At 72.1% G+C, this 25,234-nt stretch carries 24 protein-coding genes; 9 read left to right on the forward strand and 15 right to left on the reverse strand.

What is annotated here, in order from left to right; all coding sequences use genetic code 11:
* Nucleotides 1-36: 36 nt before the first annotated feature.
* From ACWC5C_RS17995 to ACWC5C_RS18020, 6 genes are read right to left on the reverse strand one after another with little or no spacing between them, the layout of a single operon-like run.
* The gene (locus tag ACWC5C_RS17995) at nucleotides 37-1,086 is read right to left on the reverse strand and encodes an LLM class flavin-dependent oxidoreductase (RefSeq protein WP_450876327.1); all 1,050 of its coding nucleotides are present in this window, start codon (nucleotides 1,084-1,086) and stop codon (nucleotides 37-39) included.
* The gene (gene dmpG / locus ACWC5C_RS18000; protein ID WP_450876328.1) at nucleotides 1,083-2,105 is read right to left on the reverse strand and encodes a 4-hydroxy-2-oxovalerate aldolase; all 1,023 of its coding nucleotides are present in this window, start codon (nucleotides 2,103-2,105) and stop codon (nucleotides 1,083-1,085) included. The genes ACWC5C_RS17995 and dmpG overlap by 4 nt, the downstream gene beginning before the upstream one ends.
* Nucleotides 2,102-3,049 carry an acetaldehyde dehydrogenase (acetylating) gene (locus ACWC5C_RS18005; RefSeq protein ID WP_450876329.1) on the reverse strand — a complete coding sequence of 316 codons (948 nt, stop codon included), beginning with the start codon at nucleotides 3,047-3,049 and terminating at the stop codon, nucleotides 2,102-2,104. The genes dmpG and ACWC5C_RS18005 overlap by 4 nt, the downstream gene beginning before the upstream one ends.
* A gap of 3 nt (nucleotides 3,050-3,052) precedes the next feature.
* The gene (locus ACWC5C_RS18010) at nucleotides 3,053-3,859 is read right to left on the reverse strand and encodes a 2-keto-4-pentenoate hydratase (protein WP_450876330.1); all 807 of its coding nucleotides are present in this window, start codon (nucleotides 3,857-3,859) and stop codon (nucleotides 3,053-3,055) included.
* Nucleotides 3,856-4,182, reverse strand: coding sequence for a ferredoxin (fdxA, locus tag ACWC5C_RS18015; protein WP_385443439.1), 327 nt, complete (start codon nucleotides 4,180-4,182; stop codon nucleotides 3,856-3,858). Before fdxA ends, ACWC5C_RS18010 begins: the two co-directional genes overlap by 4 nt.
* Nucleotide 4,183: 1 nt before the next feature.
* On the reverse strand, nucleotides 4,184-5,206 hold the full coding sequence (locus ACWC5C_RS18020) for an NAD(P)/FAD-dependent oxidoreductase (RefSeq protein ID WP_450876331.1): 1,023 nt from the start codon (nucleotides 5,204-5,206) through the stop codon (nucleotides 4,184-4,186).
* Nucleotides 5,207-5,344: 138 nt separating this feature from the next.
* On the opposite strand from ACWC5C_RS18020, the gene ACWC5C_RS18025 reads away from it, so the two are divergent.
* On the forward strand, nucleotides 5,345-6,322 hold the full coding sequence (locus tag ACWC5C_RS18025; protein ID WP_450876332.1) for an ABC transporter substrate-binding protein: 978 nt from the start codon (nucleotides 5,345-5,347) through the stop codon (nucleotides 6,320-6,322).
* Here the strand turns inward: ACWC5C_RS18025 and ACWC5C_RS18030 are convergent.
* The 8 genes from ACWC5C_RS18030 to ACWC5C_RS18065 are packed head-to-tail and all read right to left on the reverse strand — an operon-like array spanning nucleotide 6,319 to nucleotide 12,607.
* The gene (locus ACWC5C_RS18030) at nucleotides 6,319-6,735 is read right to left on the reverse strand and encodes an acyl dehydratase (RefSeq protein WP_450876333.1); all 417 of its coding nucleotides are present in this window, start codon (nucleotides 6,733-6,735) and stop codon (nucleotides 6,319-6,321) included. The two genes, ACWC5C_RS18025 and ACWC5C_RS18030, sit on opposite strands and share 4 nt — an antisense overlap.
* The gene (locus tag ACWC5C_RS18035; RefSeq protein WP_450876334.1) at nucleotides 6,732-7,262 is read right to left on the reverse strand and encodes an FAS1-like dehydratase domain-containing protein; all 531 of its coding nucleotides are present in this window, start codon (nucleotides 7,260-7,262) and stop codon (nucleotides 6,732-6,734) included. The genes ACWC5C_RS18030 and ACWC5C_RS18035 overlap by 4 nt, the downstream gene beginning before the upstream one ends.
* Nucleotides 7,259-8,041, reverse strand: coding sequence for an IclR family transcriptional regulator (locus tag ACWC5C_RS18040; protein ID WP_450876335.1), 783 nt, complete (start codon nucleotides 8,039-8,041; stop codon nucleotides 7,259-7,261). The genes ACWC5C_RS18035 and ACWC5C_RS18040 overlap by 4 nt, the downstream gene beginning before the upstream one ends.
* 13 nt (nucleotides 8,042-8,054) lie before the next feature.
* Complete coding sequence (locus ACWC5C_RS18045) at nucleotides 8,055-8,918, reverse strand: alpha/beta fold hydrolase (protein WP_450876336.1); 864 nt, start codon at nucleotides 8,916-8,918, stop codon at nucleotides 8,055-8,057.
* Nucleotides 8,915-9,901, reverse strand: a complete 987-nt coding sequence (locus tag ACWC5C_RS18050) for a DODA-type extradiol aromatic ring-opening family dioxygenase (protein WP_450876337.1) — start codon at nucleotides 9,899-9,901, stop codon at nucleotides 8,915-8,917. The genes ACWC5C_RS18045 and ACWC5C_RS18050 overlap by 4 nt, the downstream gene beginning before the upstream one ends.
* The gene (locus ACWC5C_RS18055; protein ID WP_450876338.1) at nucleotides 9,898-11,250 is read right to left on the reverse strand and encodes a M20 family metallopeptidase; all 1,353 of its coding nucleotides are present in this window, start codon (nucleotides 11,248-11,250) and stop codon (nucleotides 9,898-9,900) included. Before ACWC5C_RS18055 ends, ACWC5C_RS18050 begins: the two co-directional genes overlap by 4 nt.
* Nucleotides 11,247-11,369: a hypothetical protein gene (locus tag ACWC5C_RS18060; RefSeq protein ID WP_385443461.1), complete on the reverse strand. Its 123-nt coding sequence runs from the start codon at nucleotides 11,367-11,369 to the stop codon at nucleotides 11,247-11,249. Before ACWC5C_RS18060 ends, ACWC5C_RS18055 begins: the two co-directional genes overlap by 4 nt.
* Nucleotides 11,366-12,607 (reverse strand): Rieske 2Fe-2S domain-containing protein, encoded by a 1,242-nt coding sequence (locus ACWC5C_RS18065; RefSeq protein ID WP_450876339.1) that lies wholly within the window; start codon nucleotides 12,605-12,607, stop codon nucleotides 11,366-11,368. The genes ACWC5C_RS18060 and ACWC5C_RS18065 overlap by 4 nt, the downstream gene beginning before the upstream one ends.
* A 236-nt stretch (nucleotides 12,608-12,843) precedes the next feature.
* On the opposite strand from ACWC5C_RS18065, the gene ACWC5C_RS18070 reads away from it, so the two are divergent.
* From ACWC5C_RS18070 to ACWC5C_RS18095, 6 genes are all read left to right on the forward strand, one after another.
* Nucleotides 12,844-13,698: an ABC transporter ATP-binding protein gene (locus ACWC5C_RS18070; RefSeq protein ID WP_450876340.1), complete on the forward strand. Its 855-nt coding sequence runs from the start codon at nucleotides 12,844-12,846 to the stop codon at nucleotides 13,696-13,698.
* A gap of 73 nt (nucleotides 13,699-13,771) precedes the next feature.
* A complete protein-coding gene (locus tag ACWC5C_RS18075; protein WP_450876341.1) occupies nucleotides 13,772-14,593 on the forward strand; it encodes an ABC transporter permease in 822 nt (273 codons plus the stop codon).
* Entirely contained in the window at nucleotides 14,590-15,543 is a 954-nt protein-coding gene (locus ACWC5C_RS18080; protein ID WP_450876342.1) for a quinone oxidoreductase family protein, read from the forward strand. The genes ACWC5C_RS18075 and ACWC5C_RS18080 overlap by 4 nt, the downstream gene beginning before the upstream one ends.
* A 98-nt stretch (nucleotides 15,544-15,641) precedes the next feature.
* Nucleotides 15,642-16,508, forward strand: a complete 867-nt coding sequence (locus ACWC5C_RS18085) for an alpha/beta fold hydrolase (protein ID WP_450876343.1) — start codon at nucleotides 15,642-15,644, stop codon at nucleotides 16,506-16,508.
* Nucleotides 16,509-16,551: 43 nt separating this feature from the next.
* A complete protein-coding gene (locus ACWC5C_RS18090) occupies nucleotides 16,552-18,903 on the forward strand; it encodes a CoA transferase (protein ID WP_450876344.1) in 2,352 nt (783 codons plus the stop codon).
* Complete coding sequence (locus ACWC5C_RS18095) at nucleotides 18,900-20,483, forward strand: AMP-binding protein (RefSeq protein ID WP_450876345.1); 1,584 nt, start codon at nucleotides 18,900-18,902, stop codon at nucleotides 20,481-20,483. Before ACWC5C_RS18090 ends, ACWC5C_RS18095 begins: the two co-directional genes overlap by 4 nt.
* On the opposite strand, the gene ACWC5C_RS18100 is transcribed toward ACWC5C_RS18095, so the two are convergent.
* Entirely contained in the window at nucleotides 20,461-21,252 is a 792-nt protein-coding gene (locus ACWC5C_RS18100) for an alpha/beta fold hydrolase (RefSeq protein ID WP_450876346.1), read from the reverse strand. The two genes, ACWC5C_RS18095 and ACWC5C_RS18100, sit on opposite strands and share 23 nt — an antisense overlap.
* A 168-nt stretch (nucleotides 21,253-21,420) precedes the next feature.
* On the opposite strand from ACWC5C_RS18100, the gene ACWC5C_RS18105 reads away from it, so the two are divergent.
* Both ACWC5C_RS18105 and ACWC5C_RS18110 read left to right on the forward strand, forming a co-directional pair.
* Nucleotides 21,421-24,384 (forward strand): SpoIIE family protein phosphatase, encoded by a 2,964-nt coding sequence (locus ACWC5C_RS18105; RefSeq protein ID WP_450876347.1) that lies wholly within the window; start codon nucleotides 21,421-21,423, stop codon nucleotides 24,382-24,384.
* An 84-nt stretch (nucleotides 24,385-24,468) separates the two neighbouring features.
* Nucleotides 24,469-25,224 carry an NPP1 family protein gene (locus tag ACWC5C_RS18110; RefSeq protein WP_450876348.1) on the forward strand — a complete coding sequence of 252 codons (756 nt, stop codon included), beginning with the start codon at nucleotides 24,469-24,471 and terminating at the stop codon, nucleotides 25,222-25,224.
* Nucleotides 25,225-25,234: the final 10 nt, after the last annotated feature.

Consider the following 25,234-nt stretch of genomic DNA (forward strand, 5'->3'; position numbering starts at 1 on the left):
TCAATACCCGTGTCGATCCCCGTGTCCATGCCCGTGTCAATGCCCGGAATGGCCGCCGAGGGCGGGCAGCACCCCGGAACCGACCGCCTCGATCAGCTCGGTCGGCGGGTCGTACGAACCCACATGCTGGAGGAAGACCCCGGACACCCCGGCGCCGTGCAGGGCCGTGAGCCGCTCGGCGATCTGCGCGGCGGTGCCGAACAGACAGAATTCCCGGGCGAACCGCACGGCCGCCTCGTCGCTGATCCACCGCGAACACACGGCGACGGCCGCGTCCCAGTCCTCGGCGTGCACCAGATCCGGGTAGACGCCCTCCACCGTGGCCGGGACGTCCACCTCTATCCCCGCCAGGGCGAGGAAGGGCGCCCCGCCGTTCTGCGCGATCGACGCGCAGATCGGTTTGATCAGCCGCGCCTCGGCCTCGATGTCATCGGTGACCGCGCAGAACGCGGACACCGTCAGCGGTACCTCCGAGGCCGCCCGGCCCGCGGCCTCGGCGCCCTCACGCACCCGGGCGGCGGCCCCGGCCAGGGGCTTTTGGGACACGCCGCTGAGCAGGATGGCGCCGTCGGCGATCTCCCCCGCGAGCCGCAGGTTCTTCGGGCCGCTCGCCGCGAGGTGCACCGGAATACGTGGCCCCGGATCGCGCAGCCGGGAGCGGACACCGCCGCCGAAGTCCCATTCCCGGCCGTCCAGCAGCCCCCGCAGCATGGCCACTCCGTCGCGCATCGCCGCCGAGGTGGTCTGCCGCAGATTGACCGGCCCGACCGAGCTGTTGCCCACGCCGAGGCCGAGGGTGAACCGGCCGGGCGCCAGCTCGGCCACGCTGCGGGCGGCCGATGCCACGACGGCCGGATGGCGGGTCGCCACATTGGTCACCGCGGTACCCAGGCCGATGCGCTCGGTGGCCAGCGCGGCGGCGGTCAGGGTGGTGAACACGTCCCGCCACAGCAGCTGGGAGTCGGGAAACCACACCTCGTCGAAGCCCAGCTCCTCGGCCCGCCGCACGGTCCGGGCGATCCGGTCCGCCCGGTCGCACGGCGGCACCCGGATCCCGATCCGTGGCCGCGTCGCCCCGGCGCTCATGCCCGCCCCTCCGCCAGGTCCAGCGCCACATCCGTGATCATGTCTTCCTGGCCGCCGACCATGCCGCGCCGCCCGACCTCGACCAGGATGGAGCGGGTGTCCAGGCCATAGCGGGCCGCCGCCGTCTCGGCGTGGCGCAGGAAGCTGGAGTACACGCCCGCGTAGCCGAGGCTCAGGGTCTCCCGGTCCACCCGCACCGGCCGGTCCTGGAGCGGCCTGACCAGGTCGTCGGCGGCGTCCATCAGCGGGAACAGCTCGCAGCCGTGCGACCACCCCTGCAGATCGGCCACCGCGATGAAGGCCTCCAGCGGACAGTTTCCGGCGCCCGCGCCCTGCCCGGCCAGCGAGGCGTCGACGCGGGTGACGCCGTTCTCCACGGCGACCACGCTGTTGGCCACGCCGAGCCCCAGATTGTGGTGGGCGTGGATGCCCAGCTCGGTGTCGGGGGAGAGGACGTCGCGGTAGGCGCGGAAGCGGTCGCGCACTCCGTCCATGGTCAGCCGCCCGCCGGAGTCGGTGACATACACGCAGTGGGCGCCGTAGGACTCCATGAGCACGGCCTGCCGGGCGAGTTCGGCCGGGGGCGCCATGTGCGACATCATCAGGAAGCCCGCGACGTCCATGCCCAGCTCGCGGGCGGCGGAGATGTGCTGGGCGGAGATGTCCGCCTCGGTGCAGTGGGTCGCGACGCGCACCGAGCGGATGCCGAGCGCGTGGGCCTGCTTCAGATCGCGCAGGGTGCCGATGCCCGGCAGCAGCAGGGTGGTGGGCACGGCGTGCCGGACGGCGTCGGTGACCGCCTCGATCCACTCCCAGTCGGTGTGCGCGCCGACGCCGTAGTTGACGCTGGACCCGGACAGCCCGTCGCCGTGGGCGATCTCGATGGCGCCGACACGGGCGGCGTCGAGCGCGGCGGCGATGGTGCGGGCCTGGTCCGTGGTGTAGCGGTGGCGGAGGGCGTGCATGCCGTCCCGCAGGGTGACGTCCTGGATGTACAGGGAGGCCTCTGGCGTGGTCACTGGGCTGCCTCCACGGTCCGGTGTGCGGCCAGCCGCTCCGCGGTGCGCAGCGCTGCCGAGGTCATGATGTCGAGGTTGCCCGCGTAGGCCGGGAGGTAGTGGGCGGCGCCCTCGACCTCCAGGAACACCGACACCTTCACCGCGCCGTGCCCCGCTCCGGCGGGTACGAGGGTGCGCAGCGGGTCGTCGTCGGCGATCCGGTCGAACTGCACCTTCTGCTTGAGGCGGTAGCCGGGGACATACGCCTGGACGCGGCCCACCATGGCCTCGATCGAGGCGGTGACCGCCGCGTCGTCGCACTCCGACACCAGACAGTGCACGGTGTCCCGCATGATCAGCGGCGGTTCGGCCGGATTGAGGACGATGATGGCCTTGCCCCGGCCCGCTCCGCCGACCCGCTCGATGGCGGAGGCGGTGGTCTCGGTGAACTCGTCGATGTTGGCGCGGGTGCCCGGACCGGCCGAGCGGGAGGCGATGGAGGCGACGATCTCCCCGTAGTGCACGGGCGTGACGGCCGAGACGGCGGCCACGATGGGAATCGTGGCCTGTCCGCCGCAGGTCACCATGTTGACGTTGGGGCTGTCCAGCTGGGCGTCGAGGTTCACCGGCGGCACCACATACGGGCCGATGGCGGCCGGGGTGAGGTCGACCACCGTACGTCCGAGGGCGCGCAGTACCTCGTCGTGGCGGCGGTGGGCACCGGCCGAGGTGGCGTCGAAGACGATCCGCACATCGGCGAACTCGTCCAGCGCCACCAGCCCGTCCACGCCCTCGTGGGTCGTGGCCACCTTCAGGCGGCGGGCCCGGGCGAGGCCGTCGGAGTCCGGGTCGATGCCCGCCACCGCCGCCACCTCCAGGGTGTCGGACAGCCGCAGCACCTTGATCATGAGATCGGTGCCGATGTTGCCGGAGCCGATGACGGCGACCTTGGTACGGGTGCTCATGGCCTACTCTCCCTCCGTCGCGAACTCGACCGTGACCCGGCCCAGTTGACTGATGTGGGCCTCGAACCGGTCGCCCGGCGCCGCGGGCACCATCGGGCCCAGCGCCCCGGTCAGCAGGATCTCCCCGGCGCGCAGCGGATCGCCCTGGGCGGCGACGGCCGAGGCCAGCCAGGCCGCGGCGTTCAGCGGGCTGCCGAGGCAGTCGGCGCCGCTGCCCTCGGAGACCGTCCGGCCGCCGCGGGTCAGGGACATCCGCGCCCCGCGCGCATCGAGCCCGGTCAGCGGCACGGGTGTACCGCCGAGCACGTACAGCCCGCAGGAGGCGTTGTCGGCGACGGTGTCCACGATGCCGATGTTCCACCCGGCGATGCGGCTGTCCACGATCTCCAGCGCGGGCAGCGCGAAGTCGACCGCGCGCAGCACATCGGCCACCGTGCAGTCGCGGTGCGGCAGATCGGCGCCCAGGACGAGCGCCACCTCCGCCTCCACCTTGGGCTGCAGCAGTCGCCCGGCCGCCACCACACCGCCCTCGGTCACCGCCATGTCGGCGAACAGCGTCCCGAAGTCCGGCTGATCGACGCCCAGTTGAGCCTGTACCGCAGGCGAGGTCAGGCCGATCTTACGGCCCGCGATCCGCCGCCCCTCGGCCACACCGCGCCCGACGTTCACCCGCTGCACCGCGTACGCGGCCCCGATGTCCCCCTCGGCGAGGTACGTGCGCACCGGCGGGCACACCACACCGCTCCGCGTGGCCTCCAGCAGCGTGTCGGCCGCCTTGGCCACCTCCGGGGGAAGTCCCTGGCCGGTCATGAGGCGGCCCCGGCGACCAGCGGGGTGTCGACGCCGACCGGACCGAGCCCGGTGGCGCCGCCCGGGGTGCCCAGCGGCTCCGTACGGCCGGGCAGCGGCTCGGTGAAGAAGCGGCGGTTGTCCTCCCGGTGCTCGGGCCTGGCCAGCCGGTCCACCGCGATGGCCTGCTCGGGGCAGGCGGTTTCGCAGGCGCCGCAGTCGATGCACTCCACCGGGTTGATGTAGAGCTTGCGTTCCCCCTCGTAGATGCAGTCGACCGGGCATTCCTCCATGCAGGAGCGGTCCATGATGTCGACGCAGGCCGGGCCGATGACGTAGGCCATGTCAGTTCTCCTTCTCTGTGGAATGCCCGGGGAACAACATCGCCTCCGGATCGATGACGGTGGCCGCGTTGTTCACCGCGGTGGCGACCTCGCCGAAGCCCACGGAGATCAGCCGCACCTTGCCCGGGTAGTCGGTGATGTCCCCGGCGGCGAACACCCGCGGCACGTTGGTGGCCATCCGGGTGTCCACGGCGATCCGCCGCGCCCGCAGCTCAAGCCCCCAGTTCTGCAGCGGGCCGACGTCGGCGGTGAAGCCGAGGGCGGCGACGACGGTCTGCGCCGGGAGGGTACGGGTGTCCTTGGTCAGCCGGTGGCGGATCGTCACCTCTTCGAGCTGCTCCGCGCCGTGCAGCCCGGTCACCTCGGTGTCGGTGATGATCTCGATGCCGAGGGAACGCACCTTCTCCACGGTCGCGCCATGCGCCCGGAACCGGTCCCGGCGGTGGACCAGGGTGACGGACCGGGCCAGCGGAGCGAGCGTCGCCGCCCAGTCGAAGGCGCTGTCGCCGCCGCCGACGATCACGATGTCATGACCGGTGTGGCCGGACGGATCCGGGACGAAGTACACCTGCCCACGGCCGAGATAGTCCTCGCCCGCCGGGAGCGGCCGGGGCGTGAACGTCCCCACCCCGCCGGTGATGACGACGGCTCCGGCCCGGACCGTGGTCCCGCCGTCGCCGCGCACCACGGGCCGTCCGTCCTCCCCGTGGGACAGCTCGACCGCCCGCTGACCGAGGAGATACACGGGCCCGTACGGCTCCGCCTGGGCCACCAGGCTGTCCACCAGGTCGCGGCCGCGCACCGAGGGGAAACCGGCGATGTCGAAGATGGGCTTCTCCGGGTACATGGCGCTGATCTGGCCGCCGCACTGCGGAAGGACGTCCATGACCGCCACGCGCAGCCCGCGGAACCCCGCGTAGTACGCGCCGTAGAGTCCCGACGGACCGGCGCCGATGATGAGGATGTCGGTGTCCACCACGTCCGGGGCGGACGCGGTGGCCGGAACATCGGTAAGAACGCTCATGGCCCGGGAGCGTAGGCACCGCCGTGGCCGGGCCCAATGAAACCGTTCCGTCTGGCGGGACACCGCGCTTCGGGAGAGGCACCCGCGCCTGGGAACGTGGCGCGACCACAGGGATCCCGCGCTCGGAGGTCATGGCTCATGAACCCGGACAACAGCAGAGCGGGGCGGCTGCTCGTCGCCTGTACGGCGCTCCTCCTCGTCCCCGCCTGCATGGCGGGGACGGTGGACTCCGACGCGGGGGAGGTGAAGGGCGGCCCCACGGTGCGCGTCGCCCTCGGCGTCGACGCCTCGTACGCGCCCTTCTACCTGGCGAAGGAGCGCGGGATGTTCGCCAAGGCGGGCGTGAACGTCGAGCTGATGCGCACCGAGGGCGGCCCGACCGCGGGCCAGGCGGTGACGGCCGGTACCGCACAGCTGGCGGCCAACGCCGACTCCACCGCGCTGCCGCTGATGGCGGGCGATCCGGGGCTGCGGGCGCTGGGCGTCTTCCAGTCCTCCGACCGCTATCTCAAGGTCGTGATGCGCGATGGCATCACCTCGCCGCGCCAGATCAAGACGATGGCGTCCATCCAGGGCCTCGGCCTGTACGCGACCCACACGTATCTGCGCCGCCACGGCATCGACCCCGGGTCCGTGAAGATCCATCAGAGTTCCCCGCCGGAGATGCCCGGGCTGCTCCAGCGCGGCACCATCGACGCCTACGTCCTCTACGAGCCGTGGGCGGCCAAGGGCGCCGAGTCGGGCGGCCACATCGCGGGCCACAGCGGCGACTTCGGGGTGACGTATGTGCAGTGGCTGCTGGCGGAAGAGCGCTGGCTGAAGAGCAACCGGGCGGTCGCGGCCAAGGTGTTCAAGGTCCTCGCCGAGGCCGACCGGCTGGTGACCCGCGACCCCGGCGCCGCCGCGGAGGCCACCAACCGGCAGGTGAAACTGCCCGAGGCGCAGACACGGAAGGTGCTCCCGGAGATCACCTTCCGCGTCCGCGGACTGACCGGCGCCGATATCCAGCAGTCCGCCAGGATCACCGGATTCCTCACCGGGCAGAACCTCATCAAGAAGTCGCCCGATCTGGACCGCGCCCTGCTGCAGGGCTGGTACGAGCGGTACGCCGGTTAGGCCGGTCCACCAGCATGGCTCAGCTCGACCGTCCCGGTGACGCACGCGGTGCCGTCGTCCTTGAGGACGGACACGTCGAGCGAGACCCGATGCCCCTGGTCGGTGGGCTCGATGGCGGTGACCGTCGCGGTCCAGGTGAGCGGTTCACCGGCCACGGCGGTCGCCCGGTTGCGCCAGCTCACCCCCTCCAGCCGCGCGCCCGGCCCGGACCAGTCGAGGGCGTATCGCACGAGCATCTCGCCGTGCAGGGTGGACTGCACGACCGCGTCGGGGAACCCCTCCGAGGCGGCGAACTCCCCGTCGTAGTGGATGCGGTGGGCGTTCCAGGACACGGCGCTGAACCGGAACAGCTGCACCCTGCTGTGGGTGTAGCGGCGTGGCGGGCAGACCTGCCCGGCGGCGGGGGTGTTCACGCGGCGGCACCCCCGTTCGGCACCATGCCACCGTCCAGCACGACGATCGTCTCGTCCACGGCCATCAGCTCCTTCCCGCCCCCCGAGGTGAACCGGGTCGTGACACCCAGCAGGACGAACTCCCCCGAGCGGCCGCCCTTACGGTCCGCCGAGGTCACCGACCGGGACGCGGTGATCCGCACGCCCGCCACCGGGACCCCGGCGAGCCGCACCGACTGGCCGCCGTGCACCTGGCGCACCGGCAACCCCTGCGTACACGGGGACTCCCGGGCGGCCAGGCCGTCCGGGCGCAGCGCGTCCTCGTCCGGACCGTCCTCCCAGCTCATCATCGCCGCGAGGAACAGCGGGGGAGCCTCGACGGGCTCCCCGGCCGCCTCCCGGGCGCGGGCCCGCGCCACGTACCCGCCATCGCCCACCGCGGCCGCGTACCGGCAGAACTCCTTGACCGTCAGCACCCCGCAGTCCTCGGTCTCCCACCGGCCGATCAGCGTCCGGGCCCGCGCCACCACCTCCTCCAGCGCCGTCACAGGGCGGCCCGCAACGCTCGGCTGATCCCCAGACCAGCGGTGCGCAGCGCGCCCGTGTGGGCGCCCATGTCGAAACGGTAGGTGGGCGCGGTGATGGACAGCGCGCCCGCCAGCGAGCCGCCACGGGCGAAGACCGGTACGGCCATGCTGAGATAGCCCAGCCGGATCTCCTCCGCCTCGGTCGCGATGCCCTGCTCCCGGACGCGCTCCAGCTGGCACAGCAGCCGCGCGGGCGAAGTGATCGTGTACCGGGTGAAGGGCTTCAGTCCGTTGCCGATCACCTCACCGGCCAGCGACTTCGGCGAAAAGGCCAGGATGGCCTTGCCGGTGGCGGTGCAGTACAGCGGAAGCCGCCCCGCCACCCGGGACTCCTCGCTCAGCCCGCGATGCGGCAGGATCTTCTCCAGATAGACCACGTCGAGGCCGTCGTGGATCGCGAAGTGGATGGTCTCGCGGGTGGCCAGCAGCAGATCCTCCATGTACGGCTGCGCCACCTCGCGCAGGATCCGCTGCCGGTGCACCCGCTGGCCGATCTCGAACAGGCGCAGCCCCAGCCGGTAGTCGCAGCTCGCCCGCTCCAGCAGCCCCCAGACGACCAGCTCCTGGGCGAGCCGGTGCACGGTGGCCTTCGCCACGCCCGTACGGCGCACCAGATCGGCGAGGGAGAGGGTGTCGTCGTCGGCGGTGAACGCCTCCAGGATCGGGCGCACCTTGCCCAGGACGGAGTTCATCGAGCCCGGATCGGGTGGAGCGGCGGGGTCGAGCGGGACGACGGTCATGCCACGTACCTCCTTATCGCGTCGCCTCGTCGAGGAACGCCAGGCTGAGCGGGTTGTAGACCTCGGCCTTCTCGTGCTGCGGCCAGTGCCCGCACTCGTTGAAGATCTCCAGCCGGGCCCCGGGGATGGCGGCGGTGATGGCCTCGGCCTCCGGCACGGCCCCGAACGGGTTCTTGTTGCCCCACACCACCAGCGTCGGCGCCTTGATCCTCGCCATCCGGTCCGGCCGCAGCAGATTGCGCTCGCGCCGCTCGACCTCCTGGAGCGCCAGCAGGTTGTCCACGTTGGCCTGGAAGTCGGGGTGGTGGTAGATCTCGTAGCGGACCTGGGTCAGCTCCTCGCCCAGCTCCTCGTCCCAGTGCGCCCACAGCAGCTCCAGCCGCTTGCGGGTGGCGGAGATGTCGTCGGTGAGGACGGCGGCGCGGGTCGAGGTCTTCAGCCGCTCCATCACCTCCGGGTTGACCTTGGTGCCGCCCATGCAGAGCAGCTGGAGGGAGGCCACCCGGTCCGGGTGTTCGCTCGCCAGCCAGGACCCCACCCAGCCGCCCAGCGACTCGCCGACCAGATGCGCGCGCTGGGCCCCCACCGCGTCGAGGTAGGCGATCAGGTGATCGACGTAGGCGGGGATCTCCGCGGGGTGGTCCGGCTTGCCGGTGTAGCCGTGGCCGAGCATGTCGATGGCGTGGCAGCGGTAGCCCCGCTCGACGTACGCGGGGATGTTCCGTACGAACGCCTCCAGGTGGCCGGTGGTGCCATGCAGGAACACCACGTGCTCGCCGTCCTCGGGACCGGCCTGCAGGGCCCGGGTGGTGAGGTCGCCGGTTTCCACGTAGGCGTGCCGGTAGTCGATGCCCGACAGTTCCGTCCAGATGCTCATGGCTGCCTTTCGCTCGCGGTGTGCTCTGCGGGGTCTTGCGTGGGGTTCTGGGTGGGGTCGAGGACGGCGACGCCCATGCCGGTGAGCCATTCGGGCAGGGATTCGTACGCCAGCCGCCGCCCGGGGACGTGGCCGAGCACGGCCGCCATGAGCAGCCAGGTGCGCACCTCCTGGGCGCCGTTGCCCGCCACCTTCTCCAGCTCCTCGGTGGTGTACCGGGTCACCTCGTGGGTCCGGCCGCTGGTCACCAGGCGCAGGAACTCGTCGTCGAAGTCCTCGTTGATGGCGGCCTCGGCGGCCCGGATGATCTCGCGGCGCCTGACGTCGTAGTCCTTCCAGTGGTCGCGGCCGTTCAGCCACGCGCCCACCATGAACTCCTCGTCGTCGCCCCGTGGATCGCGCCAGTCCGGCCACGGCAGCCGGTGCGAGAGCCCGCCGGAGCCGATCACCGCCACCCGGCGGTTGCCGGGGAACGCCAGCACCGCGTCCCGGATGGCCCGGCCCAGCTGCTCGCAGCGCTCCAGCGTGGGCAGCGGATGCGCGAAGACGTTGACCACCAGCGGCACGATCTCCACGTCAAGACCGTCCAGCAGATACTGGATGGCGTGCGACTGGCCGTGGTCGATCTGCAGCCTGGCCGAGTACGCCGGGTCGAAACGGCCGCCCTCCACCAGGGTGTTCGCGATGTGCCGGGCGAGCGGCACGTCCACCGGCTGGGGGCCCTCCGGGGTGCCGGACTCGCCGCTGGCCACGCACTCGCCGACGCCGAGGGTGAAGCTGGGGATGAGGTCCAGCCAGAAGCCGCGGAAGTGGTTCGAGCCCACCAGGATCACGGTGTCGGGCCGGGCGGCGGCGATCTCGTCGCGCGCCTCGCGCAGCGCGTCCCGGAACCGCTCGGCGCGGTCCTTGTGGAAGGTCTCCTCCCAGTGGGTGTTCATGAGCGTGCTGTGCGACGCGCCCACACCCAGGACGATCTCGGTCATTCCGGCTCTCCTTCCACCTCGTCGCGTGTGCGGGTGACGGTGTCGACGGCCGTACGGATCAGATGGCGGGTCAGCCGCTCCATGGCCCGGACGTCGACGGTGTTCATCCCCCGCGCGAAGTCGATCTCGAAGGGCGCCTCGGTGACCTTCGGCATGCCGACGCGCACCGTGGGCACGCCCCGGCCGCGCAGGATGTTGGCGTCGGTGGCGCCGCTGTTGCCACGGATCACCTCATGCGGACGGTCTTCCAGGGCCTCCCAGCCCGCGATCGCGCTGCGGCACACCCAGCTGTCCGGATCGGTCCGGGTACCGGGGATGGCGAGGATCATCTCGGCGGTGACATCGATCCCGGTGTCCTCGCGGAGGGTGGCGAGCGCGGCCAGGAACTCCCGCTTGGCCCGCATCGGTGTCGTGTCCGGGCCGATCCGCAGATCCACCCGGAGCGTGCAGGCCGCCGGGGTGGTGGCCGCCATGCGCGGCCATCCGCCACGCACCGACGCCACCACGCCCTGCGGTGCGACGGTGCCACCGGTGTGGTGGAGCGCGTACGTCGCGAACCACTCCTCCAGCCGCAGCGCCACCGTGCCCGCGTTCGCGATCGCGTTGTCGTACGGCAGCCGGTGGCGCGAACCCACATAGGTGTGCAGGCCGCGCACGGTGACCTCGAACCAGACGAGCCCGACCTCGTCCCAGGACACCGTCCAGCCGGGCTTGGCGATCAGCGCGTAGTCGGTCCACACCCCCTGTTCCAGCAGGAACGAACACCCCACGCCCTGGCCCGTGTTGTACCGGACGCCACCGGGCCGGGCGTTGGTGGGCATGCCCCCCGCGCCGAACGCCGCGACGAGATCGCCGGTGAGCGGGATCCCCGCCCGGCGGATGGCCTCGGTGGCCATCATCACGCACGCGGCGTGGCCCTTGGGGTTGGACGCCCCGAGCCCGGTCACCAGATCGCCGTGGACGGTGGCGCGCGGACGCATGTCGTCCCGCAGCTCGGGCCCGATCCACGGGAGGTCTTCGCTCTCCTCGCCGACCGTGAGGGTGTCGATGGGCGCGTAGAGCATGAGGTCGGGGCCGGTGCCGTCGCCGGTCAGCCGCGCCCAGGCGTTGGCCTGCCGGTCGTCGACCGGCTGCACCCGGGCGTGGCATCCGGCGGCCGCGAGGGTGTCGGCGATGTGGGTGGCGAGCGGCCCCTCGTCGCCCGTCGGGCTCGGGACGTCGACCAGCCCGACGATCAGCTCGCGCAACCGGCCGGGGGTGATGTGGCGCCAGGCCTCGGAAACCCAGGCGCGACGTCGCTCGTCCAGCCCGGCCAGGCTGTCCGGTCCGTCCGGTCCGCCGCCGGTCACTGGTTGACCCGGTGGACCTGGGTCATGGTGGTGCGCGCGACGCGCTTCCTGGCCAGGGGGAGGCACACGGCGATCGCGGCTCCGGCCAGCAGGGTGAGCAGGGTGCGGCCCATGGTCATGCCTTCTTCTCGCGGGTGGGTTTCGTGGGTGCGGGGGAGTCGGCTTCGGCGCCGACCGCGGCCAGCTTCTTGCCGTACTCCTCCTCGCTGAGGTTCCGCCAGGAGGTCAGCGAGACATCGGGGCGGTACAGCTTCTCCGGCGGCGCGTCCGTGACGTCGACCATCCAGGCGTCCTGGCCGGAGAACTGCCCGTGGAACAGCCAGCGGACGGCGCCCAGGTACTTGGCGTAGAAGCCGAGCGTCTTCCAGCCTTCGGTGAAGTTGACCATTACCCCGACGTAGCGGTGGTTGTCCTCGTCCACCGGCACGTAGAACTCGTAGTGGATGAACTTGGGGTACGCGATGCGCAGCACACCCGGCATCGACAGGGACGCGAAGCCGGGGAACTCCTGCGCCTCGATCGTCGGGTTGATCTTGTCGGCCTTGCCGGTGTTGCCGATGTTGAAGGTCTCCTTGGGCGGCTGCATCTTCCACCACCGCTTGTTGGACCAGTGCCCGACACCCGGGTAGTCGGCCTCCCAGTGGACCTCGTCCTGCACCCGGAAGATCCAGCGCCCCTTGGGCACGATCCGGGTGATGTTCCACGTGGGCATCGGCTTGAACAGCCGCCACAGCGCGGTCCGGTGGAGATATTTCGCGTGGCCCTCGTCGAAGCCGTTCTCGCAGGCGAAGCGCCAGTTGCCACCGCGCGGCTCGATCCGGCCGCCCATGACGAACCCGTTGCCGACCAGCTCCTCGGGAAGCTGCGAGTCGATGGAGTGCGGCTCCTCGTCGGCGAGCGGGATGTACACCCACACCATGCCGAGGCGTTCCTCCACCGGGTACGTCCGCACCCCGACCTTGCCGGTGAGGCGGCAGCCGGGCCCGTCGGTGATGACCGCGGCCAGCTTGCCGGTGGGCAGATCGAACGTCCAGCCGTGGTACGGGCAGCTCACGGTGCCCGGAAACTGCTGGTCACCCTCCGACAGCGGCACCCCGCGGTGCGGACAGCGGTTGTGCAGCGCGTACGCCGTGCCACCGTCCCGGATCAGGGTGATCTTCTCGCCGCAGAGGGTGAACGGCAGTGGCTTGCCGGTGATGTGGCTGGACCAGGTGACCGGGTACCAGTACCCGCGGAAGCCCGCGCCCGCCGCATCGTAGTGGGGCCATGAGCTCCAGTCCTGGCGGCCGGGTTCCCCGGCAGGTCTGCCGCGGCCCCGGCCGGTGTGCTTGGTATCGGGCGAGCCCTCGACCGTCATCGTGCCTGTCCTCCCGCTGCCGTGGAAACGTGGCACCGAGCATGCGCGGGCCCGGCGCGTTCGCCTACGGACTCGTCCCGCTCAGCAGAACGCCCGGTGTCCGGGGAGGCGCGCGGAGGTGGCATTCACCTGGCGCCGCACCGCCCGGAAGGGCCATGTCCCGTTGAGCGGAACCACCTCCATGCGCGGGCGCGCCGCCGCGGTCTACCGTGCGCCAATTCGGTGAAGGGAGCACGATGACGAAGACCATCGCCACCCCCCGGCCCCCGGACGGCTCGGCGCCCGGGAGCGGCGGCACCCGCGGCGCGGCCCTGTCCGCCACCGGGGTCGGCATCCGGTTCGGCTCCTTCGAGGCCGTACGGGACATCTCGCTCGACATCGCCGCCGGTGAATTCCTCTGCCTGCTCGGGCCGAGCGGCTGCGGCAAGTCCACCCTGCTGTCCGCCATGGCCGGATTCGTCCCGGTGTCCGATGGTGGCCTCACCGTCGACGGCACCCAGATCAGCGGCCCCGACCCCGACCTCGGCATGGTCTTCCAGAGCAGCGAGGCCCTGTTCGACTGGATGACCGTACGGCAGAACGTGGCCTTCGGCCCGCGCATGCGCGGCCAGTCCCGGGCGGCGCGGGCCGAACTGGCGGACACCTACCTCGGCCTGGTGGGGCTGCGCCACTGCGCCGACCGGTTTCCCGGCCAGCTCTCGGGCGGCATGCGCCAGCGGGTGCAGATCGCCCGGGTGCTGGCGAACGAGCCGCGCGTGGTGCTGATGGACGAGCCGTTCGGCGCGCTCGACGCCCAGACCCGCCAGGTGATGCAGGACGAGATGGGCCGCATCTGGAAGGCGTCGGGCTGCACGGTCGTCTTCGTCACCCATGACATCGACGAGGCCATCCTGCTGGCCGACCGGATCGCCGTGATGACCGCGGGCCCGGCCGCCTCGGTCAAGGCCGTCTACCCCGTGGACCTGCCCAGGCCCCGCGACGAGACGGATCCGGCCGCAGTCGAACTCCGCCGCGCCCTGCGCGAGGACATCGGCGAAGAGGTGCGCAAGGCCCTGCGCGACCAGGGGCTCGACCTCGAGGACACACGATGACCGAGGACACGATGACCGAGGACACGATGACCGAGGACACGATGACCGAGGACACGATGGTGGAGGAGACGCGATGACCACCGTGACGGCGGGCACCTCCGCCACCCCGCGCCCGGGGCGGCGGCAGCGCCGCGCCACCGTTGTAAGACTGCGCACCGCCGGGCTGTACGCGGTGTCCGTCCTCGCCGGGGTCGCCGTGTGGCAGCTGCTGGCGGCGACGTACGGCTCCGCCCTGGTCGCCTCCCCGAGCCAGACCCTGTCGGCGGCCCGGGAGCTGGCGGCCGACGGCACCCTGTTCAACTCGGTCGTCGCCTCCGGCCGCCGCATCCTGATCGGCTGGGGGCTCGGTCTCGCCGTGGGCGTACCGGTCGGCCTGCTGATCGGGCAGATCCCGCTGGTGCGGCATCTGCTCGACCCCTACATCGAGTTCTTCCGGTTCATCCCGCCGGTCGCGTTCGTGACCCTGGCGGTGGTGTGGCTGGGCATCGGCGAGTCGTCGAAGGTCGTCCTCATCTTCTACACGTCGGTCTTCATCGTCACCCTGAACACCAGCGCCGGTGTGATGGCCGTGAACGAGTCGAAGCTGCGCGCCGCCGCCAGCCTGGGCGCGAACCGCCGCCAGATCCTGCGGAGCGTCGTGCTGCCGTCGACCGTGCCCCACATCGTCACGGGGGCGCGGCTGGCGATGGGCAACAGCTTTCTGACCATCGTGTCCGCGGAGATCGTCGCCTCGCAGGTCGGCCTCGGATCGCTGATCTGGACCTCCCGCAACTACGGTCGCATCGACTGGGTATTCGTCGGGATCATCACCCTGGGCATCCTCGGGTTCGTCTACGACCGCGTGCTCCGCGTCGTCGCCTCCCGTGCCCTGAGTCGTTATGGAGTGAAACTGTGAGCAGCCAGACGTCACGCGCCCTCGTCCTGGAGCGCTTCGGCACCCTGCCCCGGCTGTCGGAGCGCCCGGTGCCGGAGCGGCAGCCGGGCCAGACGCTCGTACGGGTGCGTGCCGCGCAAGTGGGCCACCTCGACCTGAACATCGTGGACGGCGCGTTCGGCATCCTGCCCGATCTGCCCACCGTGCCCGGCACCACCGGATGCGGTGTCGTCGTGGCCTCCGACACCCACCCCGAGGGCGCCCTCGTCAAGATTAACGGCAAGGGGCTGGGGATGCGCCGCGACGGCAGCTGGGCCGACCACGCCGTGGCGCCCGACGCCGCTGTGTCCCCGGTGCCCGAGGGCACCGACCCCGCCCTGGCATGCAGCTACTTCTCCCCGGCGGGCTCGGCTTGGGCCGCGGTGCACTCGGTCGCGGCGATCCAGCCGGGGGAGCGGGTATTGGTGACCGGCGCGGCGGGCGCGGTCGGCGCCCTGACGGTGCAGGTGGCGGCGCGCGCCGGGGCGGAGGTCATCGGCGTGGTCGGCCGCCCGGCCAAGCTCGCCCACGTCCCCGCGCCCGGCAAGGCGGTGCTGGCCACGGAGCTGTCGCCGGAGGCCGTGGGCGGGCCGGTGGACGCGCTCATCGACACCGTGGGCGGCCCGGTGCTGCGCGACGCGCTGGGGCTGGTCCGCCCGGGCGGCCGGGCCGCGCTGGTCGGCTACACCGCCGGGCGCGAGTTGGCCGTCGACCTCGCGGACTGGCTGCTGGCCGACGTGGCGCTGCTGCCCGTCAACCTGATGAGGCGCGGCAAGGAAGTCGCCGCCGACGCCGACGCGCTGCTCGGCGATCTGACGTCCGGCGAGCTGACCCTGCCCATCGAGCGCTACACGCCCGACCGGCTGGCCGAGGCGGTGGAACGGCTGCGCACCGGGGCCGCGGTGGGCAAGGTGGCGCTCGACCTGTCCTGAGCCGCCTGACGCTGACGCGCGTGAGCGGGCTGCCCCGGCGGCCCGCTCAGTGGACCGGATCGCTTGGGCGAAACGCCCGGCCACCACACCATCGGTGCATGGACCTCATGGACATCCAGGCACCCCCGGCCGGGGCCTCCGCGGAGGCGGACGGCGTCACGTACCACTACATCGAGACGGGCCAGGGCAGCCCCACCGTCTTCCTCCACGGAGGCGGCCCCGGGTGCACCGGCTGGTCGGACTTCGGTCAGGTCTCGCGGCTCTTCGCCGCGGACCGCCGGTGCTTCCTGGTGGACATCCTGCAGTACGGCACGTCCGCGAAGCCGGTCATCAAGGGCCCGATGTGGGACTACCACGCCGCCAAGACCGTGGCGCTGATGGACACCCTCGGCCTGGAGCGCGCCGACTTCGTGTGCAACTCCTGGGGCGGCACCATCGCGCTCAACCTGGCCGCCCTGTACCCGGAGCGGGTCCGGTCCCTCGTCGTCACCGGCAGCATGCCCGTCTTCCACGGGCCGCTGGCCCCGCTGCCGGAGGGCGGCCGCCGCGGCCGCAACGCCCGGGACGTGTACTACGGCGGGACCGGCCCGTCGTGGCAGAAGATGCGCGAGCTGATGGCGCGCCTGGAGTGGTACGACCCCGACGCCATCCCCGACGCCACGGTGACGATGCGCTACGAACAGAGCCTGGACCCGGAGGAGAGGGCGCTCGCCGGGGCCTCCGACAACCCGCGCGGCGACTGGCAGGACCTCACCGGCGCGCTCGGCCGCATCCAGGCGCCGACGCTCTTCATGTGGGGCATGTACGACGCGTTCCTCACCCCGGACTATCCGCTGATGCTGGCCCGCATGATCCCCCGGGGCAATCTGCATGTGATGAACGACGTCTCGCACCACCTCCAGGAAGAACGCCCCCACGACTACTACACCGTCGTCTCCGCCTTCCTGAATCAACAGCACGCCTGAACCAGCAGCACGCCTGACACATCGGAAAGAACGCGGAGGAAACGTGAGCGAGCCCGCTCTGCGAGTCGTCGAACTGTCCAGCCCGTTCGCCCGGTTCGCGGGCCGGTTGCTGGTCGGACTGGGGTACGAGGTGGTGCTGGTCGAGCCGCCCGAAGGCGACGCCACCCGGCGTGAGGACGGCGGTGACGCGTTCGCCCACTGGCACGCCGGGAAGCGTTCGGTGACCCTCGACGTGGCCGCGCCCGACGGCGCGGCCGGGCTGCGCGGGCTGCTGGAGGGCGCCGACATCCTGCTCGACGGGACTCCCGGCGGCGCGGAGGCGAGCGCCGAAGGCCTCGGCCACCTGGTGCACGTACGGGTCACCCCGTTCGGCCTGACCGGGCCGCGCAGCGGCTGGCAGGGCAGCGACTTCGTGGTGGCGGCGCTGGGCGGGATGCTCGCGCAGGTGGGCGACCCGGGCGGCCCGCCGCTGCGGATGCCCGAGGGCCAGGCGGAACACCTCGCGGGCGTGGGCGCGGCCATCGCCGCCGTGCTCGGGCTGCGGGCCCGGCGGCGCGGCCCGGGGCAGCTCATCGACGTCTCCGCGCAGGAGTGCGTGGCGGCCGCCCTGGAGGCGGGCACCCTCGCCTATCTGCACGAGGACCGGACCCCGGGCCGCCCGGGGCGGGTGCATCCGCTGGTGCCGCACGGGCTGTTCCGGGCCGCCGACGGCTATCTGGGCGGCGGGCTCGGGGGCAGTCCGCGCATGTGGGACGCGCTGCTGGAGTGGCTGCGCGAGGAGGGCGCCGAGGCCGATCTCGCCGAACCCCGGTGGCAGGACCCCGTCGAGCGCAAGAAGGGCCAGGAGCATGTGTTCGCGGTGGTCCAGGACTTCCTGAACCGCTGGCCCAAGGCCGAGTTCGCGGAGCGGGCCCAGGCCAGGAAGCTGCCCTGGGCGGCCGTCGACCTGCCGCATGAGCTGCCGGACAACCCACAGCTCGCCGCGCGCGGCTTCTTCACCCGGCTGCGGACACCGCAGGGGGAACGGACCGACCTCGGCTTCCCCTTCGCGTTCCCCGAGGGCCACCGGCCCGGGAAGCTCGATGTCCCCGGATGCGGCGCCGATCAGGGCCTGCTCGACGAGCGCCGCCCGGTGCGCGCGGCCACCGCCACCGCTGTCGAGGAGCCCGTACGTCCCGCGCTGGACGGTGTCCGGGTGCTGGACCTGACCTGGGTGCTGGCCGGTCCGTACTGCACCAAGGTGCTGGCCGACCACGGCGCCGAGGTCATCAAGGTCGAGTCCGCGGGCCGCCCCGACCCCACCCGGTTCGCCCCCTTCATGCACCTCTCCCGGGGAGACCACACCGACCCGAACACCAACGGCTACTTCAACGAGGTCAACCGCAACAAGCAGAGCATCGCCCTCGACACCCGCACCGAGGACGGCATCGCGGTGCTCCGCGAACTCATCGCCTCCTGCGATGTGCTGGTCGAGAACTTCAGCTCCACGGTCATGAGAAAACTGGGTCTCGGCTATGACGCGCTCCGCGAGATCAACCCCGGCATCGTGTACGTGAGCATGTCCGGGATGGGCCACACCGGGCCGCGCAACGGCTGGGTGTCGTACGCGGACACCGTGTCCGCGAGCAGCGGGCTGACTGGCCTCACCGGCTGGGGGCCGGACGACGTGGTCGGGGTGATCTACGGCCACGGCGACATCGTCGCGGGCCTCCAGGCCGCGCTCGCCACCGTGGCCGCGCTGGAACACCGTGACGAGACCGGCCGTGGACAGCACATCGACCTGTCCCAGCTGGAGGCGATCTCCGCCCACATGGGGACCAGCCTCCTCGCCGCGTCGCGCCCGGGTGCGGACGTGGCGAGGCCGATGGGCAACGCCCATCCGCGGTGGAGCCCGCAGGGCGTCTACCGCTGTCTGGGCGCCGACCGGTGGCTGGCCGTCAGTGTCCGCACCGACGCGGAGTGGGCGGCCGTGTGCGAGGTGATCGGGCGCCCGGAGCTGGCCACCGACGAGCGGACCCGCACGGCCGAGGGCCGCCGCCGGGCCGCCGACCTCGTGGACGGCGCGCTCAGCGGATGGGCGCGCGGCATGCCCGCCGACGCCGCGGCCGAACGGCTCCAGGAGCGGGGCGTACCGGCCGGAGCGGCGCAGGACGGACGTGAACTCGTCGAACACGACCCGCAGTTGCGGGCGCGCGGCTTCTACGTCCACGCCGAACACCCGGTCGCGGGCGGCTTCCTCCACGAGGGCCTGCCGATCCACCTCACCCGCACCCCCGGCGCCGTCCGCGCCCCCGCACCCGTCCTCGGCGCCGACACCGACACGGTGCTGCGCGAGGTGGCAGGACTGACGGCCGAACGCATCCGGCACCTCCGCGACGCGGGGGTCCTGCGGTGACCACACCGGGCGCGGCGATGACGCTTCCCGCTCTCCTCGACGCCGCCGCGACGCGATTCGGCGACCGGGTGTTCCTGCGGGTCGGCGGGGTGACCCGCACCTACCGGCAGTCCCGCGAGGCGGCGGCCACCATGGCGGGGGCGCTCGCCGCGCGCGGCTGCCGCCCCGGCGACCGGATCGCGGTCATGTCCGGCAACCGCGTCGAGTTCACCGATCTGATCCTCGGCTGTGCCTGGCTCGGCGCGGTGCTGGTGCCGCTGAACACCGGGCTGCGCGGCGAGGGGCTGCGGCACGTCCTGCGCCAGGCCGAGCCGTCCGTCCTGTGCGCCGAGGAGGAGTTCACGGGACGTATCGCGGCGGCCGGTTTCCGTGGCCCGGTGTGGACCATGGGTGGCGACGACACCCCGGCCCCGGGCGGGACGTTCCCGGGCACGCCGGTCCCGGCCCCGGGTGGGGCGGAAGCTCTCCCGCCCGCACCCGTACGGCCCGAGGACACCGCCGCCATCCTCTTCACCTCGGGCACCACGGGGGCCGCGCGCGGGGTGCGCTGCCCTCACGCCCAGTCCGTGTGGTGGGGCCGTAACGTCGCGGACTCCCTGCGCCTCACCTCGGACGATGTGCTCCACACCGGTCTGCCGCTGTTCCACACCAACGCCCTCAACACCCTGGCCCACGCCATGACCGTGGGCGCCGCGTGCGTGGTCGGGCGGCGGTTCTCCGCCGGTGCGTACTGGGCGGAAGTGGCCGAGGCCGATGCCACCGCCGTATATCTGCTCGGCGCGATGGTGCCCATGCTGCTGGCCCGGCCGCCCGGCCCCCACGACCGTGCGCACCGGGCCTGGCGCGGGCTGTCCCCGGCCACCCCGGGCCCGGCGTATCAGCCGTTCCTGACCCGGTTCGGTGTCACGCTGGTGGACGGATTCGGCTCCACGGAGACCAATCTCGTCATTGGCTCGGCCCCCGCCCGCACGCGGCCCGGCTACATCGGCACCGTGCGCGAGGGGTTCTCCGCGCGGGTGGTCGACGAACGCCTCGTACCCGTCGCGGACGGCACACCGGGTGAACTGGTCGTCCGCAGCCACCAGCCGTTCGCCTTCAGCACCGGCTACCTGGGGGAGGAGCCCCCGCCGCCCGGCTCGTGGCGCCGCACCGGCGACCGGGTGATCCGCGAACCCGACGGATGGTTCCGTTTCGTGGACCGGATCAAGGACGTCATCCGGCGGCGCGGTGAGAACATCTCGTCGGCGGAGGTGGAGTCGGCGGTCCGTTCCCATCCCTCGGTGGCCGGGGCGGCGGCCTTCCCGGTGGCATCCGAGCTGGCCGAGGACGAGGTGATGGTGGCGGTGACCGCCCGGCCGGGCCGGGCGCTGGACCCGCTGGACCTGGTACGCCACTGCGAGGACGAGCTGCCGCCGTTCGCCGTGCCCCGGTACGTCGACATCGTCCCCGAACTGCCGCTCACCGCGACCGGCAAGATCCGCAAGGCGGTGCTGCGCGAACGCGGGGTCACCGCGCACACTTGGGACCGGGCCGGTCAGGGTGGGACGGCGGCCCGGGTCAGCCCGTCACCCACTCCGTGATGACCTTGGCGTACTCCTCGGGCAGCTGCTCCGGCGCGGGTACATGTGCGCCGGGAATGACCCGCGTTTCGCATCCCAGCGCCGCCGCGAACTTCTCCAGGGCGGGCAGCGAGTAGTGGTCCCCGTCGGCGCACACCGCGAGCGTGCGCGCGGTGATGTGCGGCAGACGCGGCTCCATCGGGTAGCGCCGGACCGCCACATGGCCTTCCTCCACCCGGTCCAGCACGGTCACCGCGTCGGCCACATAGCGGTGCAGCGCGGCCTCCTCCCCGTCCCGGTAGAAGCCGCGCCGCCGGTTCCACAGCTCCAGCAGATGGGACCCGTCCGGCCGGGGGTCGACATGGTCGACCGGCTTGCGCCGGTCGGCGGTGCGCCGCTTCTCGGCGTCGACGAAGGGCGTGGCGGAGAGCAGCAGGCTGGCGACACGGTCCTGGTAGCGGGCGGCCAGCTCCACCGCGATGACACCGCCCGTGTGGTGTCCGACCAGGTGGAAGCGGTCCAGGCCCAGCGCCTCGATGAGGGCCCCGGCGGCGTCGGCGAAGCGCTCGATCGTATGGGGCTCCTCGGGCTTCGCGGAGGCGCCGAAGCCCAGCGTGTCCATGGCGATGCCCCGGTGCACGGCCCCGACCAGCGGCAGCACGTCCAGATACTCGGTCCAGGAGCGTGGTGTCTGATGGAGCATCAGCACCGGCTCGCCCGTGCCCGATTCGACGTAGTGCAGCTGCCCGAAGGGGCTGGGCACATAGCCGCGCAGCAAGGAATCCGTCATGTGAACACTGTGGCGGCCGTCCCCGCGCCGCACCAGGCAGCCGGTCCGCTCTGCGAACCGCCGGTCAGGACGATTCGAGGGGGGCGTAAGAATCGGGCGCTAAGAATTCGATAGTTCGCTTCACGCCCCTCGATCCCACCGCGAGCACACCTTAGGGTAAATCCTGATATGTCGACGGAACCGGCAGGCCGCGTGCGCACCTGGTGCGACGAGCGGCTGCCCCTGCTCTCCGCGGTCGGTGTCCAGCTCACGGACCGTGAGGTGATGGAGTACGCGCTGACACAGGCGGTGTCCGAGCTGGGCGGTATCGCCGGAGCGGTGCACTGGTCGTGCGGGCCCGCGGGCAGCCACGAACTGCGCCTGGTGCTCGCGGGCGGCCTGCCCCGGTCCGCCCTCCAGGAGTGGGAGGAGATCCGGGAGGGCGACCGGGCGCTCGCTCCCGCCCGGGCCGTCCAGGACGGCGCGTTCGTGTGGATGCCCGCCACCGACGGACACGGCCCGGACACCGAACGTGTCCGTACGCGCGCACACGGCAGACTGCCCCCGGCGACCATGGTGGCGGCCGTCCCGCTGTTCGGCGAGGACGTCCCCGTGGGCGCGCTGTCCGTGTTCACCGGGCCCGGCGCGCCCACCGAGCATCAGCGCGGTTTCCTGCTGGAGATGGCCCGCTGGGCCTCCGGGCGGCTCTCGCGTCCCCCTCCCGTGGCGGGCCGGGCCCCTCCGTGGTGGCAGCAGCAGTCCACCGGCGCGGGGCTCCGCCAGGCCCTGGTGGCGACCAGGGTCGGCTCCTGGGAGTGGGACATCCGCACCGGCGAGATGGTCTGGGACGTGGCAGGGCTCGGCCTCCTGGGCATCCCGGCGGACTACGAGCGCCGCATCGAAAGCTGGGTCGGCCTGATCCACCCCGAGGACGTGCCGCGGGTCATGGCCGCCACCCAGGAGGCGCTGCAGGGGCACGGTGTGTACGACGCCGAGTACCGGGTGTGCCGACCGGACGGCACCACCGGCTGGGTCCAGAGCCGTGCCCATCTGGCGCTCGACGGGCACGGCGAACCCGTCCGCATGATCGGCCGGGTGTGGGACACCACCGAGAGCCGGATCGCGCGGGAGTCCGTGGGGCAGGCGCTGCGCTTCATGAGCGACGCGTTCCTGGCGGTGAACCGGGAGTGGCGGATCACCTTCCTCAACGTCGAGGCGGAGCGCCTGGTCGGACCGTCCGTGGACGTGCTGGGCGGGCCGCTCTGGGAGGGCCCCGCGGGCCTGGTCCCCGAGCTGGAGGCCCGCTGCCGGCACGCCGCGCTCGACGGCACACCGGCGGGATTCGACATCCAGTGGCCCACAGACGCCCGCTGGTACCACATACGTCTTGTCCCGGTGCCCGACGGGCTGACCGCCTACCTCACCGATGTCACCGACACCCGCAACCGCGCGGCGCGGCGCGAGGCGGCCGAACGGTCCGCCGCCGAGCAGGCGGTGCGGATCCGCGGACTGACGAGCGCGCTCGCCGAGGCGGTGACCACCCACGACGTCGTCGACGTGGCCGCCGCCCACATGCTGTCCCCGTTCGGCGCCTCGGGCCTGCTGATCCAGGTGCTGGAAAGCGAGCGGCTGCATGTGGTCGGTGCCGTCGGATATCCGCAGGCGTTCCTGCACAAGGTCAACGGAATTCCGGCGGCCGACGGCCATCCGCTCCTCCACGAGGTGATCGCCTCCCGCCACCCCCGCTTCATCGCCTCGGCCACGGAGTACATCGAGCTGGCCCCCGGCCTCGCCGGATACCCCGCCCTCGCGGAGAAGAACGCCTGGGCCATCCTGCCCCTGATCGCCTCCGGCGAGCCCAGTGGCGTATGCGTCGTCTCCTTCGCCGAGGCCCGCCGCTTCTCCACCGACGAGCGCACCCTGCTGACCGCCCTCAGCGGCATGGTCGCCCACTCCCTGGCCCGGGCCCGTCTCTACGACGCCGAGCACGCCCGCGCCCAGGCGCTGCAGCGCGGTCTGCTGCCGCAGGACCTGCCCGCGCCGTCCGCCGTCACCACGGCCGTACGGTATCTGCCCGCCAGCAGCGGAACGGAGGTCGGCGGCGACTGGTACGACATCATCCCGCTGTCCGCGGAGCGGGTGGCGCTCGTCATCGGCGATGTGATGGGCCACGGGCTGGCCGAGGCCGCCACCATGGGACGGCTGCGTACCGCCGTGCACACACTGGCCCACTTGGAGCTGCCGCCCGAGGAAGTCCTCGCCCACCTCAACGACATCGTCAGCGACCTCGGCGACGACTCCTTCGCCACCTGCCTGTACGCCGTCTACGACCCGGTCTCCGGGGTGTGCTCCATGGCCCGGGCCGGCCACCCTCCGCCACTGCTGGTGCACCCCGGCGGGGCCGTGGAGTGCCTGGACATCGAGCCCGACCCGCCCCTGGGTGCCGCCGAACCCCCGTTCGGCACGGTCGAATTGCGCCTGCCCGCCCACGGCCTGCTGGTGCTCTACACCGACGGTCTGGTCGAGTCGGCCACCCGCGACATCGACGTGGGCATCGCCGAATGCTCGGGGGTCTTCACCACCGACCTCGGACGGCGCCTCGCGGGACCCGGCGGCCCGCCCCCGGCCTGCGGACCCGGCGAGGACCACCGCGAGGACCGCAGGCGGCTCGACCGACTCTGCGACACGCTCATCGACACCATGCTGCCCGCCCAGCAGCTGACCACGGACGACACCGCCGTACTCGTCGCCCGACTGCACCGCACCGCCCCCGAGAACATCGCCGTCTGGCGGCTCCCCGACGAGCCGGTGGCGGCCTCCCTGGCGCGCGACCACGTCCGCGAGCAGCTTGAGGCGTGGTATCTCGGCGAGCTGGTCATGACCACCGAACTGCTCGCCAGCGAGCTGGTCGGCAACGTCGTCCGGCATGCCCGGGGCCCCGTCCAGCTGCGGCTGATCCGGGGCCGGTCACTCATCTGCGAGGTGTCCGACGGCAGCGCCACGACGCCCCGGATCCGCCGGGCCGCCGAAATGGACGAGGGCGGACGCGGGCTGCAACTGGTCGCCACGCTCTCCCAGCGCTGGGGGACGCGCTACACCGCCGACGGCAAGTGCATCTGGACGGAACAGCACATCCCGCCCCGGCGCCCCTGAACGGCCTTTCTTTCATGGACAGTTGACGTACTCTCCTGGTTGGTAATTTCCGCCTGCTCGCACCGGGTCAACCAGGAGGACGCAGTGCACAGAAGCTCGCGCATCCGCAAGGGCTCGTTCATCCTCGGCAGCGCCATCGCCTTGGTCGTCGCATTACCCGGAACCGCTCTCGCCGACCCGCCGAAGGCCCTGCCCGGCAACGCGGAGGCGCTGGAGCAGACGTTCCAGCCCGCCTACGACTACGACACCGACGGCTGCTACCCCACCCCCGCCATCGGCCCCGACGGCACACTGAACGGCGGCCTCAACCCGTCCGGAGCGCCCAACGGGCAGTGCCGCGACGCCCCGGACCTCGACAACACCAACGGATACGCGCGCTCCAAGTGCAACAACGGCTGGTGCGCCGTCATGTACGGCCTCTACTTCGAGAAGGACCAGGCGTCGGTCGGCGGACACCGCCACGACTGGGAACACGTCGTGGTGTGGGTCCAGAACAACCAGGCCCAGTACGTGTCCACCTCCGCCCACGGCGGGTTCTCCACCTACGGCCGTGACGCGATCCGGTGGGACGGCAACCACCCGAAGATCGTCTACCACAAGGACGGACTGAGCACCCACGCCTTCCGCCCCGCCAACACCAACGACGAACCGCCCGAGAACCACGACAAGACCTGGCAGTTCCCCACCCTGGTCGGCTGGAACGGCTACCCCGCGGGCCTGCGCGACAAGCTGAGCCAGGCCAACTTCGGCAGCGCCAACTTCGGCCTCAAGGACGGCAGCTTCGCCGACCACCTCCAGAAGGCCAAACCGTCCGGCATCCCCTTCGACCCCGCAGCGTGACCAAATGCTC

Source organism: Streptomyces sp. NPDC001700 (assembly GCF_053596435.1).

Bases quoted from the DNA above. Each gene is read 5' to 3' on its own strand.
- ACWC5C_RS17995 (WP_450876327.1), bottom strand. From the start codon at position 1,086: ATGAGCGCCGGGGCGACGCGGCCACGGATCGGGATCCGGGTGCCGCCG.
- ACWC5C_RS18005 (WP_450876329.1), bottom strand. From the start codon at position 3,049: ATGAGCACCCGTACCAAGGTCGCCGTCATCGGCTCCGGCAACATCGGC.
- ACWC5C_RS18010 (WP_450876330.1), bottom strand. From the start codon at position 3,859: ATGACCGGCCAGGGACTTCCCCCGGAGGTGGCCAAGGCGGCCGACACG.
- fdxA (WP_385443439.1), bottom strand. From the start codon at position 4,182: ATGGCCTACGTCATCGGCCCGGCCTGCGTCGACATCATGGACCGCTCC.
- ACWC5C_RS18020 (WP_450876331.1), bottom strand. From the start codon at position 5,206: ATGAGCGTTCTTACCGATGTTCCGGCCACCGCGTCCGCCCCGGACGTG.
- ACWC5C_RS18025 (WP_450876332.1), top strand. From the start codon at position 5,345: ATGAACCCGGACAACAGCAGAGCGGGGCGGCTGCTCGTCGCCTGTACG.
- ACWC5C_RS18040 (WP_450876335.1), bottom strand. From the start codon at position 8,041: ATGACCGTCGTCCCGCTCGACCCCGCCGCTCCACCCGATCCGGGCTCG.
- ACWC5C_RS18045 (WP_450876336.1), bottom strand. From the start codon at position 8,918: ATGAGCATCTGGACGGAACTGTCGGGCATCGACTACCGGCACGCCTAC.
- ACWC5C_RS18050 (WP_450876337.1), bottom strand. From the start codon at position 9,901: ATGACCGAGATCGTCCTGGGTGTGGGCGCGTCGCACAGCACGCTCATG.
- ACWC5C_RS18060 (WP_385443461.1), bottom strand. From the start codon at position 11,369: ATGACCATGGGCCGCACCCTGCTCACCCTGCTGGCCGGAGCCGCGATC.
- ACWC5C_RS18065 (WP_450876339.1), bottom strand. From the start codon at position 12,607: ATGACGGTCGAGGGCTCGCCCGATACCAAGCACACCGGCCGGGGCCGC.
- ACWC5C_RS18070 (WP_450876340.1), top strand. From the start codon at position 12,844: ATGACGAAGACCATCGCCACCCCCCGGCCCCCGGACGGCTCGGCGCCC.
- ACWC5C_RS18075 (WP_450876341.1), top strand. From the start codon at position 13,772: ATGACCACCGTGACGGCGGGCACCTCCGCCACCCCGCGCCCGGGGCGG.
- ACWC5C_RS18085 (WP_450876343.1), top strand. From the start codon at position 15,642: ATGGACCTCATGGACATCCAGGCACCCCCGGCCGGGGCCTCCGCGGAG.
- ACWC5C_RS18100 (WP_450876346.1), bottom strand. From the start codon at position 21,252: ATGACGGATTCCTTGCTGCGCGGCTATGTGCCCAGCCCCTTCGGGCAG.
- ACWC5C_RS18105 (WP_450876347.1), top strand. From the start codon at position 21,421: ATGTCGACGGAACCGGCAGGCCGCGTGCGCACCTGGTGCGACGAGCGG.